Source organism: Actinomadura sp. GC306 (assembly GCF_004348665.1).
In the GTDB taxonomy this organism is placed as follows: domain Bacteria; phylum Actinomycetota; class Actinomycetes; order Streptosporangiales; family Streptosporangiaceae; genus Spirillospora.
On record NZ_SMKM01000125.1, the window covers coordinates 1 to 17,649 of the forward strand.

At 75.3% G+C, this 17,649-nt stretch carries 15 protein-coding genes; 5 read left to right on the forward strand and 10 right to left on the reverse strand.

Going from position 1 to position 17,649, the window contains the following annotated elements; translation table 11 throughout:
• Positions 1-1,434: ATP-dependent helicase C-terminal domain-containing protein (locus E1200_RS18480; protein ID WP_279484587.1), on the forward strand; the 1,434-nt coding region annotated here is incomplete at its 5' end.
• On the opposite strand, the gene E1200_RS18485 is transcribed toward E1200_RS18480, so the two are convergent.
• Positions 1,421-2,173, reverse strand: a complete 753-nt coding sequence (locus E1200_RS18485; protein WP_131953290.1) for a TetR/AcrR family transcriptional regulator — start codon at positions 2,171-2,173, stop codon at positions 1,421-1,423. The genes E1200_RS18480 and E1200_RS18485 overlap by 14 nt on opposite strands.
• Before the next feature lie 93 nt (positions 2,174-2,266).
• Between E1200_RS18485 and E1200_RS18490 the strand changes: the two genes are divergently transcribed.
• Both E1200_RS18490 and E1200_RS18495 read left to right on the forward strand, forming a co-directional pair.
• Positions 2,267-3,265 carry an ATP-binding cassette domain-containing protein gene (locus tag E1200_RS18490; RefSeq protein WP_131953291.1) on the forward strand — a complete coding sequence of 333 codons (999 nt, stop codon included), beginning with the start codon at positions 2,267-2,269 and terminating at the stop codon, positions 3,263-3,265.
• Positions 3,262-4,059, forward strand: a complete 798-nt coding sequence (locus E1200_RS18495; protein ID WP_131953292.1) for an ABC transporter permease — start codon at positions 3,262-3,264, stop codon at positions 4,057-4,059. The genes E1200_RS18490 and E1200_RS18495 overlap by 4 nt, the downstream gene beginning before the upstream one ends.
• A gap of 4 nt (positions 4,060-4,063) precedes the next feature.
• Here the strand turns inward: E1200_RS18495 and E1200_RS18500 are convergent, their stop codons facing one another.
• Genes E1200_RS18500 through E1200_RS18510 form a run of 3 tightly spaced genes read right to left on the reverse strand, consistent with a single transcriptional unit; the run spans position 4,064 to position 6,042 of the window.
• On the reverse strand, positions 4,064-4,774 hold the full coding sequence (locus E1200_RS18500) for a hypothetical protein (RefSeq protein WP_131953293.1): 711 nt from the start codon (positions 4,772-4,774) through the stop codon (positions 4,064-4,066).
• A 51-nt stretch (positions 4,775-4,825) separates the two neighbouring features.
• Positions 4,826-5,557 carry a zf-HC2 domain-containing protein gene (locus tag E1200_RS18505; protein WP_131953294.1) on the reverse strand — a complete coding sequence of 244 codons (732 nt, stop codon included), beginning with the start codon at positions 5,555-5,557 and terminating at the stop codon, positions 4,826-4,828.
• A complete protein-coding gene (locus E1200_RS18510; RefSeq protein WP_207933415.1) occupies positions 5,554-6,042 on the reverse strand; it encodes a sigma-70 family RNA polymerase sigma factor in 489 nt (162 codons plus the stop codon). Before E1200_RS18510 ends, E1200_RS18505 begins: the two co-directional genes overlap by 4 nt.
• 444 nt (positions 6,043-6,486) lie before the next feature.
• Here E1200_RS18510 and E1200_RS18515 point away from each other — a divergent pair, with 444 nt between their 5' ends.
• Positions 6,487-7,179, forward strand: a complete 693-nt coding sequence (locus tag E1200_RS18515; RefSeq protein ID WP_243708664.1) for a hypothetical protein — start codon at positions 6,487-6,489, stop codon at positions 7,177-7,179.
• Positions 7,180-7,253: 74 nt separating this feature from the next.
• Positions 7,254-7,712 carry an SRPBCC family protein gene (locus E1200_RS18520; protein WP_131953295.1) on the forward strand — a complete coding sequence of 153 codons (459 nt, stop codon included), beginning with the start codon at positions 7,254-7,256 and terminating at the stop codon, positions 7,710-7,712.
• A 183-nt stretch (positions 7,713-7,895) separates the two neighbouring features.
• On the opposite strand, the gene E1200_RS18525 is transcribed toward E1200_RS18520, so the two are convergent.
• The 6 genes from E1200_RS18525 to E1200_RS18550 form a co-directional block, all read right to left on the reverse strand.
• Positions 7,896-10,343 carry a GMC family oxidoreductase gene (locus tag E1200_RS18525; RefSeq protein WP_131953296.1) on the reverse strand — a complete coding sequence of 816 codons (2,448 nt, stop codon included), beginning with the start codon at positions 10,341-10,343 and terminating at the stop codon, positions 7,896-7,898.
• A gap of 1 nt (position 10,344) precedes the next feature.
• On the reverse strand, positions 10,345-11,439 hold the full coding sequence (locus E1200_RS18530; protein ID WP_131953297.1) for an alpha/beta fold hydrolase: 1,095 nt from the start codon (positions 11,437-11,439) through the stop codon (positions 10,345-10,347).
• Positions 11,440-11,599: 160 nt separating this feature from the next.
• On the reverse strand, positions 11,600-14,581 hold the full coding sequence (locus E1200_RS18535) for a LuxR family transcriptional regulator (protein WP_131953298.1): 2,982 nt from the start codon (positions 14,579-14,581) through the stop codon (positions 11,600-11,602).
• Between the two features lie 260 nt (positions 14,582-14,841).
• Positions 14,842-15,462 (reverse strand): lactate utilization protein C, encoded by a 621-nt coding sequence (locus tag E1200_RS18540; RefSeq protein ID WP_131953299.1) that lies wholly within the window; start codon positions 15,460-15,462, stop codon positions 14,842-14,844.
• Entirely contained in the window at positions 15,459-16,880 is a 1,422-nt protein-coding gene (locus E1200_RS18545; protein WP_207933416.1) for a LutB/LldF family L-lactate oxidation iron-sulfur protein, read from the reverse strand. The genes E1200_RS18540 and E1200_RS18545 overlap by 4 nt, the downstream gene beginning before the upstream one ends.
• Positions 16,881-16,906: 26 nt before the next feature.
• Positions 16,907-17,620: a (Fe-S)-binding protein gene (locus E1200_RS18550; RefSeq protein ID WP_131953300.1), complete on the reverse strand. Its 714-nt coding sequence runs from the start codon at positions 17,618-17,620 to the stop codon at positions 16,907-16,909.
• Between the last annotated feature and the right edge of the window lie 29 nt (positions 17,621-17,649).

The following is a 17,649-nucleotide window of genomic DNA, read 5'->3' on the forward strand; positions in this document are numbered from 1 at the left end:
GCCCGCCCCCGGCCCGAGATCGAGCTGGCCGACCTCACCGGCTTCGCGCTCCAGGCCGCCTGCTGGGGCGACCCCGGCGCGAGCGGCCTGGCGCTGCTCGACCCGCCGCCGCCCGCCGCCATGGACGCCGCCCGCACCGTCCTGCGCGCCCTCGGCGCCATCGCGGACGGCGGCGTGACAAGCAGGGGCCGCGCGCTCGCCCGGATCGGGCTGCACCCGCGCCTGGCCCGCGCCCTGGTCGACGGCGCCCCGGAGGTCGGCGCCCGCGCCGCCGCCGAGGTCGTGGCCCTGCTGTCCGAGCCTCCGCCGCACTCCGCGGGCGACGACCTCACCGCGACCTGGCGCGCCCTCCGCCGTCCGGGCCGGCCCGCCGACGCCCACGCCGCCCGCTGGCGCGACGAGGTCCGCCGCCTCCGCCGGGCGGCGGACGGCGGCGCGGCGGCCTCGGACGGCTGGGCACGGCGCGGTGACGACGCCGTGGCCGGGGTCGTGGTGGCGCTGGCGTTCCCGGAGCGGGTGGCGCGGGCGCGGCGGGGGAGCGGCCACCTGATGGCGTCCGGGACGGGCGCGGAGCTCGCCGCCGGCTCGGCGCTGGCCGGGGCGCGGCCGGAGTGGCTCGCGGTCGCGGCGGCCGACCGGCCGGCCGGGGCGGCGTCGGCGCGGGTCCGCCAGGCGGTGGTGATCGACGAGGACGTCGCGCGGTTCGCCGCGGCGCCGCTGCTGGAGACCGCCGAGGAGACCGCCTGGCGGGACGGGGACGTGGTGGCGCGGCGGGTCGAGCGGCTCGGCGCGATCGAACTCGCCGCGGCGCCGCTGCGGAACCCCGGCCCCGAGCGGGTGCGGGCGGCGCTGCTGGACGGCCTCCGCGCCGAAGGGCTCGGCCTGCTGAACTGGACGGCGGCGGCCACCTCGCTGCGGGAGCGGCTGGCGTTCCTCCGCGAGGCGCTGGGCGACCCGTGGCCGGCGGTGGACGACGCCGCGCTGCTGGACCTCGTCCCGCAATGGCTGGGGTCCGCGCGGCGGCGCGCCGACCTGCGGCGGGTCGACGTGGCGGCGATGCTGCGCGGTCTCCTGGCCTGGGAGGAGGCGAAGCGGCTCGACGAGTACGCGCCCGAGCGGATCGAGGTCCCGTCCGGGTCGCGGATCCGGGTGGACTACTCGGGGGAGCGGCCCGTCCTCGCCGTGAAGCTGCAGGAGCTGTTCGGGTGGGACGCGGCGCCGCGGCTGGCCGGCGGGCGGGTGCCGCTGACCGTGCACCTGCTGTCGCCGGCGGGCCGGCCCGCGGCGGTCACCGCCGACCTGGCGTCGTTCTGGCGCGAGGGTTACAAGGCGGTGCGGGCCGAGTTGCGCGGCCGCTACCCCAAGCACCCCTGGCCCGAGGACCCCGCGCGGGCCGTCCCGACGAAGCGGACCAGGCGGGCTAGCGGGAGCTGATCAGCACCTCGATGCCGTCCAGGACGCGGGCCAGGCCGAACTCGAAGGCGCGGGTCGGTGCGACGGCGGCGCCGTACTCCTGCCCGGCGGCGGTGCCGACGCGGGTGCCGAGCGGGTAGTCGGCCTCGTTGACGAACCGGTCGAGGAACGGGGCACCGGCCGCCCACCACTCCTCGTCGCTGATGCCGCTGCGGCGCTCGGCCTCGGCGGCGTTGACCGAAGTGCGAGCGGCGCTCTCGGCGAACCCGGTGACGAGCGCGACGACCGCGTCCATCTCCAGGTCGGTGAGGCCGAGGCCGTCCACGGCGCGCAGTTCGTACTCGTACTTCTCGATCGTGTTCGGGCCCATCGGGGGGCGTGCCATCGTGATCTGCAGCAGCCACGGGTGCCGGTGGAACAGGGCCCAGTTGTCGCGGGCGATGTGGTCCAGCCGGGCCCGCCAGGAGTCGTGGTCCGGCGGCGTGAGCTCGCCGAACGCGCGGTCCACCATCACGTCGATCAGCTCGGCCTTGCCCGGGACGTAGGTGTAGATCGACATCGGGGCCACGCCCAGCGCGTCGGCGATGCGCCGCATGGACAGGGCGTCCAGCCCCTCGGCGTCGGCCACCTCGATCGCGGTCCGGACGATCTCCTCGGCGGTCAGCTTGGGCTTCGGGCCGCGGCGCGGCGGCTCCCTGACCCCCCAGAGGAGCTCCAGGCTGCGCCGGGGGTCGCCGGCCCCGCTGTACTCGGTCGTCACATCGCCGATCCTCTCAGGGATGAAACTCTGTACTGCGTACGTTATATTGCATCGGGCAGAAATTCCGTATGCCGTACATAGTTTGGAGGGCCCATGACCGGACCACGGTTCGCCGTCGAGGCGGAGGGGCTGCGCAAGCGCTACGGCGGCCCCGGTGCCGGAACGCAGGCCCTGGACGGGCTCGACCTGCGCGTGCCCGCCGGCACCGTGCACGGGCTGCTCGGCCCGAACGGCGCGGGCAAGACGACCGCCGTCCGGGTGCTGACCACTTTGGCCAGGCCGGACGGCGGGACCGCCCGCGTCGCCGGGTACGACGTGGTGCGCGAGGCGGCGCAGGTGCGGCGCCGGATCGGGCTCGTCGGGCAGCACGCGGCGGTCGACGAGGTCCTCGGCGGGCGGCAGAACCTCGTCATGTTCGGCCGCCTCTACCACCTCGGCACCGCGCGGGCCCGCAGCCGGGCCGACGAGCTGCTGGAGCGGTTCCGGCTCACCGACGCCGCCGACCGCCCGGCGGGCGAGTACTCCGGCGGGATGCGCCGCCGGCTCGACCTCGCCGCGTCGATGATCCTCGCGCCGCCGGTGCTGTTCCTGGACGAGCCCACCACCGGCCTCGACCCGCGCGGCCGCACCGAGGTGTGGGACGCGATCCGCACCCTGGTGGACGGCGGGACCACGGTCCTGCTCACCACCCAGTACCTGGAGGAGGCCGACCGGCTCGCCACCGGCATCTCGGTGATCGACCACGGCCGCGTCATCGCCGAGGGCGCGCCCGACCGGCTGAAGGAGCGGCTAGGCGGCGACCGCATCGAGGTCGTCCTGGACGACCCGGGCACGCTGTCCGCCGCCGCCGGGATCGTCGGCCGCGTCGCGTCCGGCGAGGTCGAGGTCGACACGGAGGCGCTGCGCGTCGGCGCGCCGGTGACCGGCCGGGCCGCCGCGCTGACCGAGGCCGTCCGCGCGCTGGACGAGGCGGGCGTCGCGGTCGCCGACATCGGCCTGCGCCGCCCCACCCTGGACGAGGTGTTCCTGCACCTCACCGAGAACGACGCCCGCGAGAGCGGGACCGAGACCGAGAAGGAGGTGCCCGCGTGAGCGTCCAGACCCTGCGCTGGGCCGTCGCGGACGGCCGGACCCTGACCGGCCGCGCCCTGGCCCACTGGGCGCGCCGCCCGGGGGAGGTGGCCGTCGCGCTGCTGTTCCCCGTGATGGTCGTGCTGATGATGGGCTACCTGTTCGGCGGCCAGATGGACGTGCCGGGCGGCGGGAACTACCGGGAGTTCATCGTCCCCGGCATGTTCGCGCTGACGATGGCGTTCGGCGTCGAGACGACGTTCACCGCGATCGCCGGCGACGCCGCCAAGGGAGTGACCGACCGGTTCCGCGCGATGCCGATGGCGCCGTCGGCCGTCGTCGTGGGCCGTGCCGCCGCCGACATGCTGCACTCGGTCGCCGCGCTGGCCGTCATGGCGGTCTGCGGCGTCCTGATCGGCTGGCGGATCCACGACGGGATCGCCGGCGCGCTCGCCGCGTTCGGGCTGCTGCTCCTGCTGCGGTTCTCGCTCGTGTGGATGGGCATCTACCTCGGCCTGATCGCCAAGGGACCGGAGTCGGTCGCGGTCGTGCAGACCCTCGTGTGGCCGATCGGGTTCCTGTCGAGCGCCCTCGTCGCGCCGAGCACGATGCCGGGCTGGCTCGGCGCCGTCGCCGAGTGGAACCCGATGTCGGCGACCGTGACGGCGTGCCGGGAGCTGTTCGGCACCCCCGGGGACGCGGGCACCTCGTGGGCCGCGCAGCACAGCGTGCTGATGGCGGTGGTGTGGCCGCTGGTGATCGCGGCCGTGTTCATCCCGCTGTCGGTGCGCCGCTACCGCGCGATGGGCCGGTAGGGCGTCAGCCGCCGGGCAGCAGGGCGGCGCGGTGGCGGGCCAGCGGCAGCGCCGGGTAGCACTCCTCCGGCAGGTCCGCCCCGCCGGCGAGGGCGGCGCGGAGCCTGCGCCCGACGGCCGCGGGGTCGTAGGGCTGGACGACGCACAGCTCGGCCTGCATCGCCTGCCGCGCCGCCCCCAGCAGCGCCGGGACGTCCCCGACGATCACGAGCTCGGCGGGGACGTCCCCGTGCGACAGCCGCACGGCCAGCGCGTGCAGCCCCGCGGTGCCCGCCTCCGCGTAGCGGAACTCGCAGACGAGGCGGTCGCCGTCGAGCGGGCCCTCCTGGATCAGCCACACCTGGCCGGGGACGACCCGCCCGAGCGCGTCCTCCCAGGCGGCGGCCGGGACGTCGGCGAGCGCGCCGGCGGCGCGTCCGGCCGCCCGGCGCACCTCCGCCGGGCCGATCGCGGCGAGCGCCCGCAGAAAAGCCCGCGCACCCGGCGTCGCCGCCGCCCGCAGGCAGGTGACCAGGTCGCCGAGCGCGGCGCGCCGCCCCTGGGCGTGCGGGGCCGCCGCCTCCAGGCCGCCGAGGCGCGCGGACGTCCACACCTCGGCCTGCAGGGGACCCGGCAGGGCCGGCAGGGCGTCGGCCTCCCGGACGTAGGCCGCGTACACCTCGCGGAGGCCCGGCAGCATCAGCTCCGGGCCGGCGGACGGTCGGGTGGCACTCACCGCTCCACCCTATGAGAACCGCGCCGCCGGCCGGTAAACCCGGCGGCGCCGCTACGCGGGGACGGTGAGCAGCGTGCGGCCCGCACCGATCGTCCGGACCTCGAACCGGGTGATCTCCTCCGGCGTCAGCGCCGTGGCGCCCTGCACCGTCAGGTGCGGCTGCGCGGAGTCGGCGAACCCGTAGCCCTTGGGCGGGACGGACCAGCCGGCGACCGTGTGCGCGGTGCCGCGGGCGTCCACGGCGACCAGCTCGCACTGCAGCGGCCCGCGCACCTTGCTGAGCCGGAGCCCGACGCGGCTGCCCCAGCGCTTGCCGTCCATCGCGACCGTCCCGCTGACGCCGGTGCCGGCGTCCGCGGCCGACACCGTCCGGCCGTCGCGCAGCAGCGCCTCGGTCCCGGTGTCGGGCTGGGCCGGCGCCGCCGCCTGCTCCTCCCGGTCGGCGCCGAGCGTGTACCCGGTGCCGAGCGCCCCGCCGAGCAGGACGACCCCGGCGGCCGCCGCGGCGAGCGCGCGCGCCGTGCGGTGCCGCCGCTCCCGGCGGTTGCGGTGCCGCATCAGGTCGGTGACCACCGCGGGCTCCGGCGGCACCGGCGGCGCGTCCGGCGGTTCGGCGATCGGCCCGATGCCGTCCAGCGTCCGGGCGATCCCGCGCAGCTCGCCGAGCTCCTCGTGGCAGGGCCGGCACATCGCCAGGTGCGCCTCGAAGGCGCGCCGGTCGGGCTCCTCCAGGAGGCCGAGGGCGTAGGCGCCGACGTCGATGTGCAGCATGTCCGCGCTCATGGCGTCACACCCCTCTCCTCCAGGGCGACCCGAAGCGCCCGTAGCGCGTAGTAGACCCGGGACTTGACCGTGCCCACGGGGATGCCGAGATTCCTGGCGGCCTCGTTCACCGAGCGGTCCTTGAAGAAGGTCTCGTTCAGGATCTCGCGGTGGGCCGGGGACAGCGCGAGCAGGGCCTCGGAGACGACGACGGAGCGCAGCAGATCCTCCAACCCGTCGGGGACGCGCATGTTCTCCAGCGGGCCCTCGCCCGCCTCCTGCGGCCTGGCGTTCTTGCGGCGCTGGTCGTCGATGACGATGCGGCGGGCGACCGTCGCCAGCCACGGCAGCAGGGACGCCGCGTTCTCGTCGAGCTGGTGCGCGCTGCGCCACGCGCGGATCATCGTCTCCTGCACCACGTCCTCGGCCCAGTGCCGGTCGCCGCCGGTCAGCCGGAGCACGAACGACAGCAGCGGGCGGCCGTACACCCGGTACAGCTCGGTCACGATCACCTGGTCGTCGACGCCGCCCGCGGGAAGCGACCCGCGGAACCAGCTCCACGGGCCGGCGGGACGTTCTCGGGTGGCCGAGGCGGCCGGTGATCTGTGTGCCATCGGGGGTCTCCGGCTGGTGCGGGGGCGGGGCGACGCGGGGACCGTGCGCCAGGTGTCACGTCGGGAGGCAGTACGGGACCACGGCGGCCGGAGGTTCAATCCGTGACCGATCGGCCGTGGATTTTCCGGTTCATCCCTTACTAGTTCGACACCTTTTCCTTACCTGTGGCGCGCGCCGCCCGCCCGCCGCGTCGTAGGGCCGATGACACCGACGCAGCGGGAGGCGACCGGACCCACCGCGGTGGACCTCCGCCGGGCAACGCTCACTCCACGCTTTTGGAGCGAATGCGGGCATCGGAGCCCATTTGCCCATAGAGGACCGAGGGCGGGATCGGCATGGTGAAGGAGACCGGGACCACGCGGCTCAGCTACCGCCTGCTGCTGGCGGTGGACATCCAGGGGTACAGCAGGCGCGACACTCGCGAGCAGCTCGTCGCGCAGAGCCGGCTGGCGGAGGCGCTCGACCGCGCCGCCCGCGGCGTCGGCCTCGACCGGAGCCGCTGGGACAAGCAGGTCGGCGGGGACGGTGAGCTCGCCACGCTGCCCGAGGGGGTCGACCCCGCGGCCGTCGCCGGCGACTTCGTGATCGGGCTCGCCGCGATGCTGCGGGAGCTCAACGCCGACGGGGGGCGCTTCCCGCTGCGGGTGCGGCTCTCGGTCCACCACGGCACGCTGACGGCCGGGCCGTTCGGGCCCGCCGGCGACGCGCCCATCGTCGTCCAACGGCTGCTGGACGCCGCGCCGCTGCGCCGCCTGCTGACCGACGACAAGGACCGCGACCTCGCCTACGTCGTGTCGGACACCCTGTTCGACGACGTCGTCCGCACCGGGTTCTGCGCGCTGCGGCCGCGGGCGTTCCGGCCCGTCAAGGTCGTCGCGAAGGGCGCGGCCTTCCGCGGCCACATCCTCACCGGCCGCCCGGCCCGCGACGGCGGCGCGGACGGCGCGGACGGCGCGGACGGCGGCACCGGCGGCGAGCGGGGCCCCGGCGCCCGGCTCCTCGACTTCCCCGCGCTGGCGGCCCGCTGAGGCGCCGGCGTGGGGCGGCTTGTGCCGGCGGTGCCCGGCTGACTACCGTTCGGTGATCAGCCACGGGAGAGAGCATGCCGTACGAGATCCAGCTCACCGCCACCTCGACCGCCACGCCCGAGGAACTGTTCCGGCATCTGGCCGTTCCGGAGGCGTGGGGCGCGTGGGGCGGGTTCCCCATCCCCGCGAAGCAGACGCGCAAGGGCGACACGACCACCTACGGGGTCGGGTCGGTCAAGAAGATCTGGCCGGCCAGTGAGCAGACCGTCGCCTACGAGCCGTACTCGCACTTCGCCTACAAGGCGCTGTCGGGCCTGCCCGTCCGCCGCTACCGCTCGGACGTGCGGCTGGAGGCCGCCGGCTCCGGCACCGAGATCCGCTGGAACGCCGTGCTGGAGCCCCTGATCCCCGGCACCGGCCCCCTGACGCGCGCCGTGTTCCGGCTGATACTGAAGAACTTCACCCGCCGCCTGCCGGCCCACACGGAGAACTGCCCCCCGGCCTGCCCCGCCCGCCAGGCCGCCGACATCTAGCGGCCCGCCCGCACAGTCCAGGTCACGTAGCGAGCGCCAGCGAGCGAAGTGGGCCTGGACTGCAATGAACACAGCAGCCTGGAGGCCGCGCGACCCCCCGCGCGGCCTCCAGGTCAGGTGCAGGCCGAGAGCACCCCGCAGTTCCCTCGGCCTGCACGTTCACGGCCCCCCTCGGCACCGTCCTCACACGAGGTCGGGGCCGTAGACCTCCCATAGCTCGCCGGCGAAGAACCGGCCGAACCTCAGCAGGCTGTCCAGGCCGTCCGGGCCGGACGTCCGGAACGTCGTGAGCTGCCGCGCGAAGTCCGTCAGCCGGATGTTCAGCACGCCCGCCCCGACGACCGCGGCGCCGTCCTCCCCGGCCTCGCCGACGTGCCCGTCGAGCAGCCGCACGTAGAGCGTGGAGGTGTCCGGCCAGATCCGCGTCGGCGGGCCGTGCAGGACCGTCTTGGTCCCGCTGAGCGTCAGCGGCCGGCCCGCGCCGTCGGTGTAGTGCAGCCGGTACCGCATCAGGCGCCGGTCGTCCGGGCCGTCCTCGACGAACAGGTTGAACGTGCCCTGCTCGACGGGACGTCGGCCGCCGTGGCCGGTCGCGTCCACCCACCCCTCGGCGCGCGCCTCGTGGGCCGGCTCGGTGAGGAACCGGTCGGCGTCGTCCGCGGTGATCGTCAGGCGGAACGACAGCGGGAGGCGGCCGTCGGACAGCTCGCCGATCCGCGGATCGGTCTCCCCGTAGGTGACGAACCCCTTCATCTCCTCGGTGAACGACAGCGACGTACGGTCCGGCACCACGTCGGACGGTCCCCGTGACCCTCCGTGGCGCCCCGAGACCGGGCCGTACGCCGAGCCGTCGCCCGCCCCGTCAGGCGAGCCGGCTCCCCCGGCCGGCTCGGCCCCCGTGATTGACGGGGCGGTGCCGGCGGAGCCCCCCGCGCTCCGCCGCTCCAGCATCCGCGTGGCCATCCGGTCGGCCAGCGCGGCGATCGTGAGCGAGGGGTTCGGGCCCACCGGCCCCGGCATCGCCGCCCCGTCGGCGATGTAGAGGCCCGGGAACCCGAACACCTCGCCGAAGGCGTCGCAGACGCCTTCGCCCTGGTGAACGCCCATCGGGGCGCCGCCCAGGGGGTGGACGGTGATGATGCGCTTGCGGAACCACATCGGGTTGTCGGCGTACTCCGCGCCGAGGACGTCCGCGATGCGCTGCATGGTCTTGCGGACCCGGGTGAACAGCTCCTCGCTGGTCTCGGCCGACCAGTCCGCGGCGAGCCTGCCGTCGCGCAGGTGCAGCCGCCCGTCGGCGGTGTCGCGGCCCATGCCGAGCAGCGGCAGCGAGCTGACCGTGAGGGCGCCGTCGCCGATCAGGTCGGAGATCTCCTTGGACAGGTTGGTGTCCGGCGCGTCCCGGAACAGGTCGGTGAACCGGTCCCACAGGAACTTCACCGCGCGCTCGAAGTCGCGGCCGATGTCGAAGCCGTCGACGATCCAGTCGGTGAAGCCGGGGTAGCCGCCGTCCTGGATGTAGGCGCCGCGGCCCGCGCCGGGCACGCCGTCCACCTCGTCGGGCAGCCGGATCGCGGTGGTGATGACCGGGCCGCGGCTGGCGTTCAGCGGGCGGACCCGGTTGCGGTCCCTGGCCCGCAGCAGGAACGTCAGCAGGTCGCCGTTGCCGCTGAACCGGGTGCCCAGCGCCTCGCTGAGGCCGGGGAACGCGGCCCGCGACTTCAGCAGCAGGAACGCCGTGCCGTAGGTGCCGGCGCCGAGGACGAGCCGGTCGCAGCCGATCGTCCGGACGGGCGGCCGGCTCCGCTTCGCGGCCGGATCGGGGTGGTGGACGTAGTCGACCTCGTACCCGCCGCCCGGCCGCGGCCGGATCGCCTTGACCTCGTGGGAGGTGCGGATGTCGGCGCCGTGGTGCGCCGCGGCCGACAGGTAGGTGTGGTCGAGGCTGTTCTTGGCGCCGTCGTTGCAGCCGATGTCGCACTCGCCGCACAGCCGGCACGTCCGCCGCGGGACGCCGTGGAGGTTGCCGTACCCCGCGTCGGCGATGGGCAGGCCGACAGCGGGGGTGCCGCCCGGCCGGGCGGCGAAGCTCACCGCCAGCGGCGGCAGCGAGCACTCCAGGCCGAGCTCCGCCGCGGCGTCCTGCATCGCGTGCGCCTTCGGGGTGTCGTCGTACGGCACCTGGTCCAGCGGGTACGGCGTGGCGTCCAGCATCTTCTCGACGGCGTCATAGTGCGGGTCCAGGTCGGCGCGGGAGACCGGCCAGGGCTCGTACCCGCCGCCCGGCAGGGGCCGGTCGTGCACGAACCAGTTCTCGTCCTTGCGCAGCAGCACGTTGGCGTAGATGAGGGAGCCGCCGCCGAGGCCCGAGGCCACGACCGAGTCGCAGCCCTTGAAGCTCCACACGTCGAACATCCCGTGCAGGCCGGCGTCGGGGTCCCAGAACGCCCGGCCCATCTGGGCGGGGGAGCGCGGGAAGGAGCCGGGAGGGTAGGGCAGCCCGCGCTCCAGCAGCACGACCTCCCGCCCGGCCTCCGCCAGCCGGTACGCCGCCACCGACCCGCCGAAGCCGGAGCCGACGACGACGGTGTCCACGTGCTCGGTGGCGTGTCCCGCGTGTTCGCGTCCCACGTCAGCCCGCCTTCCGCTTCAGGAAGTCGATGACCTGCGGGAACACCTCGGTGTCGGCGGCCGCGCCCATGAACGGGTCCTGGTGGCCGTAGCCGGGCAGGACCGCCAGCTCGTGCAGGCCGGGCGTGACCGATTCGAGCAGCCGGTGGCAGACGATGTTGGAGTCGGTGAACACGTGGTTGCGGTCTCCGGTGAGGAACAGGATCGGCGTGGTGACCGCCTCGGCACCCGCCAGGTAGTCGTCCGGCAGGTCCGCGTGGGCGGGGTCGCGCCGGTCGTACTTCACGGCGCGCCCGGCCTGCACCATCGCGTGGACGTGCCGGTAGTAGTGGACGTTGCACGCCCCGAAGAGGTCGGGGAGGCGGCCGTGGGTGACCGGCGACATCTTGTCGTGGGAGAAGATCGGTTTCCCGCCGCCCCACATGAAGCCGAGCATGTGGCACGCGGGCTCGTCGCAGGAGCGGTGGAACGGCGCGACCGCCTTGGCGAGCATCCAGCCGCGGGTCAGCACGGGCGCATGGCCGAAGCGCGGGTCGATCTGGCACGGGCCGAGGACGTACTCCATCAGCGGCGGCCCGTACCGCAGCTTCAGCTTCGACCAGGCCGGGGTCCGCGGGGTCAGCGCGACGCTGTTGCAGGTCAGGCTGGCGATGCCGGTGACCGTCCCGGCGAACAGCGCCATCGCGAACGACACCGAGCCCAGGCAGTGCGCGATGACGTGGACCCGCCGGTCCCCGATGTGGCGGCGCAACTCGTCCAGCGCGGCCGGGTGGTCGTGCAGCGCGACGTCGTCGAGGTCGTGGCGGTGGGTCTCGCTGTTGTAGGGGAAGCGCCCGCTCATCCGGAAGTCCAGCGTCCACACGTCGCCGAACCCGGCGTCGTGCAGGAAGGTCACCAGGTTGGTGTGCTCCGGCATGATGTACATGTCGCTGGACGTCGTCAGCCCGTGCACCAGCAGGACGACGTCGTCGGACGGGGCGCGGCGGAAGCGGGTCAGGTTCAGGCCGAGCCCGTCGGCGGTGGCGAAGGGGTGGTCGGACACCTCCGCGCCGGCGACGCCCGCGCGGCTGAAACGCGCGATCCGCTGCTCGTCCATGTCGATCCCTCCGCTTCTGACGCCCCAACCTTGCCAAACGCGCACATCGGCGCGGCATCGTGGAGAACCCGTACTTACGTGCGTGACCGGACCCGCGGCACCTACGGGGCCGACGTGAACTTTGAGGCGCGGTCAGCCCGTCCGGTTCACTCCGTCCGGTTCACTCAGGGCGGTTCATGGCGGTCGCGACCCCGACCCGGGACGAGACGCCGATCTTGGCGAACACGCGGGACAGGTGGGTCTCGACCGTCCGGACGCTGAGGTAGAGCCGCTCGGCGATCTGCTGGTTGCCGAGGCCCTCGGCGACGAGCAGGGCGATCTCGTGCTCGCGCGGCGACAGCCCGAACGGCGGCTTCTCCGTGTCGCCCTTGCCCGGGGCGCCGGGCCGGCCGGGGACCGCGACGCGGACGCCGAGGCGCCGCTGCTCGCGGGCGGCCTGGGCGTGCAGCCCCCGCATCCCGCACGCCTCGAAGGTGTCCGCCGCCGCGCGCAGCCGCTCGCGGGCCGCCGACCGGTCGCCGGCGGCGGCGTGCGCGATCCCGGCGGCCAGCTCGGCGCGGCCCGCCTCGGGCCGGCGCCCCGCCTTGGCCAGCAGGCCGGCGGCCTCGCAGGCCAGCGCCGCCGCCCCCGCGGGGTCGGCGGCGCGGACGGCGTGCGCGCGGGCGAGCCGGGCCAGCCCCACGTCGCCGGTCAGCGCCGGGTTGGCGATCGCCTCGGCGATCTCGGCCCAGTTCGCGGCGTCGGCGTGGTCGCCCTGAGCCGCGCGGACGGACGCGAGCGTCTCGGCGCAGATCACCAGGGTGCCGAAGTCCAGGCCCTGGGTGCCGTCGCCGCACGCGGCGACCAGCGCCTCGGCGCCCTCGTCGGACCGCCCGGCGCCGATGATGGCCAGCGCGCGGGCGACGTGCGCCATGTGCGTCCACCACTCGCCCGAGCCGGTGTCGTTGGCGACGGCCTCGTCCCCGGCCTGCAGCGCGCGGTCGTGGTCGCCCATCCACGACGCGGTGAGGCACTGCTGGATCAGCCCGTAGGCCAGCACCTCCGGCGAGCGCAGGTCGCGGCCGACGGCGGTGGCCTCGTCGGCGACGGCGGCGGCCTCCGCCATCCGGCCCAGGACCGCCAGCACCCGCGACTGCCCGGCGAGGATGTAGCCCAGGATGAACGTCTGGCCCGTCGCCCGGGATATCGACACCAGCCGTTCGGCGTGCCGCACCGCGCTGTCGTACATGCCGAGGAACGTCTCGGCGAACACCAGCCAGGCGAAGCAGTCCAGGCAGTCGGCGAAGTCGCGGTCGGACGCGGCGGAGAACAGCCGGTCGGCCTGCCGCGCGTAGCCGATCGCCTCCTCGACCTCGCCGCGCCCGTAGGCCACCATCGGCCGCATCGACGCCACGGCGGCCCGCAGCCCCGGGCCCCACTCGGGGGCGCTCTCGGGGATGCTGTCCAGGACGGCGTGGGACCCGCGGGTGTCGATCCGCTGGATCCGGTCGGCGACCAGGCGGATCCGCAGCAGCACCGCCTCGGGGGTCTGCCGGTCGGTGATGCGGCGCAGCTCGTCCAGCACCAGCGCCCGCGCCTCGTGGATCCGGCCGAGCTGGCGCTCCATCACCGCGCACAGGTGCACCGTCCGGGCGCGCCGGACGGTGTCGCCGGCGGGCAGCAGCCCCAGCAGCGTGCGGGCGGTCTCCCGGCCCTGCTCGGCGTGCCCGCTGACCGCCTGGACGTGCGCGAGCTCGACCAGCAGCTCGATCCGGTCGGGATGCGCGCCGCCCGCGCCGGGCTGGGCGGTGTCCGGATCGGCGGTGTCCGGCATCAGCGCCAGCGCCGCCTCCAGCCAGTACGCGGCGGTCGCGGGCGCCTGGAGCGCGACGGCCCGGGCCGCCTCGACCAGCGTCCCGATGGCGGCCCGGTCGCCGAACCGCGCCGACCGCACCACGTGGTGGGCGCGGACGGACGCGGGCGCGCCCAGCTCGGCCAGCCGCGCCGCGACCCGGGAGTGCGCGGCGAGCCGCCAGCCCGCCGCGGTCGAGGCGTAGGCGACGTGCCGCACCAGCGGGTGCCGGAACCGGAACCGCCCGCTCGGGGTGGGGCGCACCACGTCGTGGGCGGTCAGCGCGTCCAGCGCCGCCAGCGCGGCGTCCTGCTCCAGCTCCGCCGCGACCGCGGCCAGCGTGTGCTCGAACTCGTCGGCGGCCACCGCCGCGCCCCGCGCGATGAGCAGCGCCTCGGGCGGCAGTGCGCTCAGCTCCACCTGGAGGGCGGCCCGGACGGCGGGCGGCACCTCGGTCAGGTTCGCGACGCCGTCCGCCCAGCCTCCGGGCTCCGCGCCGCCCTGGCCGGAGGGGACGGTCCCGTCGCCCATCTTGGACAGGGCCTCCAGGTAGAACGGGTTGCCGCGGCTGGCCTTGAACAGCGACTCGCACCGCGACCGGCTCACGCCCGGCCCGAGGAACTCGGCCACCTCGCTCTGGGTGAGCGGGTCGGCGGTGATCCGCACGCCCTGCGGCCCGGCCGCGTCCACCAGCGCCGCCAGCCGCGGCGACGCCTGCGCCGGCCGGTAGGCGACCGCCACCAGCACCCGCGCGCGCGGCGGATGGCGGACGAGGTGGTCCAGCAGCTCGATCGTCGCGTCGTCGGCCCAGTGCAGGTCGTCCAGGATCAGGACGAGGCCGTCCGGCTCGGCGAGGTGCTCCAGCAGGTGCCGGACGGTGCGGTGCAGCTGGTACCGGGCCACCCGGGACTCGGGGGAGGCGGCGCCCCCGGTGAGCGAGGCCGGGTCGGCGGGGTCGCACAGCGCGGGGAAGACCGTCCCGAGCAGGCGCAGCACGCCCGGGGGGAGGTCCGGGGCGTGCTCTTCGAGGCGGTCGTCGAGGGCGTCGACCACGGCGGCGAACGGCATCTCCTGCTCGAACTCGGCGGCGCGGCCGGCGACGAACGGCAGGTTGCGCGCGTTCGCGGCGTCCGCGAGCTCGTTCAGCAGCCGCGTCTTGCCCGCGCCGGGCTCGCCGACCAGCGCCAGGAAGCCGTGGCCCCGCTCGGCGGCGTCGAGGACGCGGCCGATCTCCTGCAGTGCCTTCCGCCGCCCGACCAGCGGTGTGCTGCCGGGTGCGTCCCCGGCATCGCGGGCCGCACGACCCTCCATGTCAACACCCCAACAGCGACAGGCGGCCGATACGCCGTGATCATGGTTACGTTGCGGTTCCTGAGATCTGGCGTGGTTCACCTTATCGGGTGGAACGTCAATAAGGTGGGGCAACGGCGCAGCCAGCGCGTCGTCCCACGGACCGGCCTCCTCCGCGACCTTCTCTTCCGGCCTTCGACGTCCCCTGCCATGAACCGTCGCGGGGCGTCCCGTGTCAACCTCGGGAAGGCAACCCTCCCGCCGCCGTGACATCTTCCTGGTCACCGGACGACCAGGACCTCCAGCGTGCGGGGCCCGTGCACGCCCTCCACCCGGGACAGTTCGATGTCGCTCGTCGCCGACGGGCCGGACACGAACGTCAGCGGTCGGCGCGGGTCGAGCCGGGCGAGGGCCTCGGGCACGTCCGGCGCGACCTGCTCGGCCAGCACGACGATCAGGTGGTGGTCGGGGACGAGCGACAGCGCGCGGCGGCCCTGCGCGGCGCCGTGATCGAGGACGATCGTGCCGGTCTCGGCGATCGCGGCGGCGCAGCCGGTGACCGCGCCCGCCAGCCCGTCCAGCGACGCGGTGTCCGGGTCGCGGACGACCGGGGCGGTGGCCGCGGCGAGCCACCCGGCGGGCAGGTCGCCCGGGACGCCGAAGGCTCCGGGCCGGGCCGCGAGCCGTTCCGCGACCGTCCCCGGCAGCTCGGCCGGGGAGACCCGCAGCACCGTCGCGCGGTAGTCGGCGACCCGCTCGGCGAACAGGTCGAGGACGCCCTCGCCGTGGTGGCGGCGCAGGTAGCCGCGCTCGATCCGGTCGTAGGCGGCGGCGACCTTGGCGGCGGGGCGGGCGGGCGTGATCCCGTCGATCCGGCGGAGGATCTCCTCGCGGGCGTTCACCGCTCGTCCCCCTTCCGGCCGCCGTCCGTGCGCGCCCACCAGGCGCGGAACGACTCGGGCGGCGGCGCGGGCGCGTCGCGCGTCTCGGTCCAGGCGTGCAGCGGGCCGGGCAGCCGCCGGATCCGGCCGCGGCGCGCCACGACGCGGCGGCTCGCGGACGCCGCGCGCTGCGCGAGCGCGAGCCGGGTGGGGGAGCGCAGCGTCCACCCGGCCGCCGCCATCGCGACCCGTTCGACTGGGTGGCGGGGGCCCTGCTCGACGGCGCGGGCGCGCAGGTGGACGAGCACCTCCGGGATGTCGATCGCGACCGGGCACGCGTCGAAGCACGCCCCGCACAGCGACGAGGCGTAGGGCAGCGAGGCGTCCACGTCCGACCCGATGCCGCGGATCTGCGGCGACAGGATCGCGCCGATCGGCCCCGGGTACGGCGACCCGTAGGCGTGGCCGCCCGCGCGGCGGTAGACCGGGCACACGTTCAGGCAGGCCGAGCAGCGGATGCAGCGCAGCGCCTGCCGGCCCACCTCGTCGGCGAGCGTGTCGGTGCGGCCGTTGTCCAGCAGGACGAGGTGGAAGTCGCGCGGGCCGTCGCCGGGGGAGACGCCCGTCCAGGCGGAGGTGTAGGGGTTCATCCGCTCGGCCGTGGACGAGCGGGGCAGCAGTTGCAGGAACACCTCCAGGTCCCGCCAGCTCGGGACGATCTTCTCCACGCCCATCACCGAGATCAGCGTCTCGGGGAGCGTCAGGCACATCCGCCCGTTGCCCTCCGACTCCAGCACCACGAGGGTGCCGGTGTCGGCGACGGCGAAGTTCACCCCCGACACCGCGACCTTCGCCGACAGGAACTTGGCGCGCAGATGGCGGCGGGACGCCTCGGCCAGCTCGGCGGGGGAGTCGGTCAGCCCTTCGGGCGCGTCGTCCATCGCCCGCAGGAAGATGTCGCGGATGTCGGCCCGGTTGCGGTGGATGGCGGGGACGAGGATGTGCGACGGGCGGTCGTCCCCGAGCTGCACGATCAGCTCGGCGAGGTCGGTCTCGTAGGCGGTCACGCCCTCCTCGGCCAGGAACTCGTTGAGGCCGATCTCCTGCGTGGCCATCGACTTGACCTTGACGACCTCGGTCTCGCCGGTCGCCTTCACGAGGTCCGCGACGATCCGGTTGGCCTCGGCGGCGTCGCGCGCCCAGTGCACGGTCCCGCCCGCCTCGGTGACCCGCTCCTCCAGGAGGCGCAGGTAGTGCCCGAGGTTCGCCAGGACGTGGTCCTTGATCTGCTTGCCCGCCTCGCGCAGCTCGGCCCAGTCGGCCAGCTCCGCGACCGCCGACTCCCGCCGCGCCCGGATCGTGGTGGTCGCGTGCGCGAGGTTGGCCCGCAGCCGCGGGTCGGCCACCGCGCCGCGCGCCGCGTCGGGGAAGGACGGCATCCCGAGGTAGGTCGGCATCGCCTCGCTCACCGGGGAGCCTCCCGCGTGGAGGCGAGGATCTCCGCGAGGTGGACGGTCCGCACCCCGGCGCGGGTGCGGGTGAGCGCGCCGCCGATGTGCATCAGGCACGAGTTGTCGGCGGCGCAGAGCGCCCGCGCCCCGGTCGCCCGGACGGCGGCGACCTTGTCCGCGCACATCGCGGCCGACACCTCGGGGTTCTTCAGCGCGAACGTCCCGCCGAACCCGCAGCACTCGCCGGCGTCCGGCAGGTCGGCCAGCTCGATGCCGCGGACCTCGCGCAGCAGCCGCAGCGGGCGGTCGCCGACGCGCAGCATCCGCAGCGAGTGGCACGTCGGGTGGTAGGTGACGCGGTGCGGGAAGTACGCGCCGACGTCGGTGACGCCCAGCACGTCCACGAGGAACTCCGACAGCTCGTAGACGCGGGACGCTGCCCCGGCCGCCCCCGGCACGAGCCGCGGATGCCAGTCGCGGATCATCGCGGCGCACGACGCGGACGGCGTGACGACGGCGTCGTACGGCTCGAACGTCTCCGCGAACCCCTTCACGAGGGGGAGGGCCTGCCGCCGGTACCCGGTGTTGAGGTGCATCTGCCCGCAGCACGTCTGCCCCGCCGGGAACTCGGCGTCGTGGCCGAGCCGCCGCAGCAAGCGCACCATCGCCTTGCCCGTATCCGGGTACAGGGTGTCGTTCACGCAGGTGAGGAACAGCGCGACCTTCATGCTCCCCCTCCCGCGGCGGACGGCCCGCC

Excerpts from the sequence above, each read along its gene's own strand:
- E1200_RS18490 (WP_131953291.1), top strand. The coding sequence starts at position 2,267 with ATGACCGGACCACGGTTCGCCGTCGAGGCGGAGGGGCTGCGCAAGCGC.
- E1200_RS18505 (WP_131953294.1), bottom strand. The coding sequence starts at position 5,557 with ATGAGCGCGGACATGCTGCACATCGACGTCGGCGCCTACGCCCTCGGC.
- E1200_RS18515 (WP_243708664.1), top strand. The coding sequence starts at position 6,487 with ATGGTGAAGGAGACCGGGACCACGCGGCTCAGCTACCGCCTGCTGCTG.
- E1200_RS18520 (WP_131953295.1), top strand. The coding sequence starts at position 7,254 with ATGCCGTACGAGATCCAGCTCACCGCCACCTCGACCGCCACGCCCGAG.
- E1200_RS18530 (WP_131953297.1), bottom strand. The coding sequence starts at position 11,439 with ATGGACGAGCAGCGGATCGCGCGTTTCAGCCGCGCGGGCGTCGCCGGC.
- E1200_RS18535 (WP_131953298.1), bottom strand. The coding sequence starts at position 14,581 with ATGGAGGGTCGTGCGGCCCGCGATGCCGGGGACGCACCCGGCAGCACA.
- E1200_RS18545 (WP_207933416.1), bottom strand. The coding sequence starts at position 16,880 with ATGCCGTCCTTCCCCGACGCGGCGCGCGGCGCGGTGGCCGACCCGCGG.
- E1200_RS18550 (WP_131953300.1), bottom strand. The coding sequence starts at position 17,620 with ATGAAGGTCGCGCTGTTCCTCACCTGCGTGAACGACACCCTGTACCCG.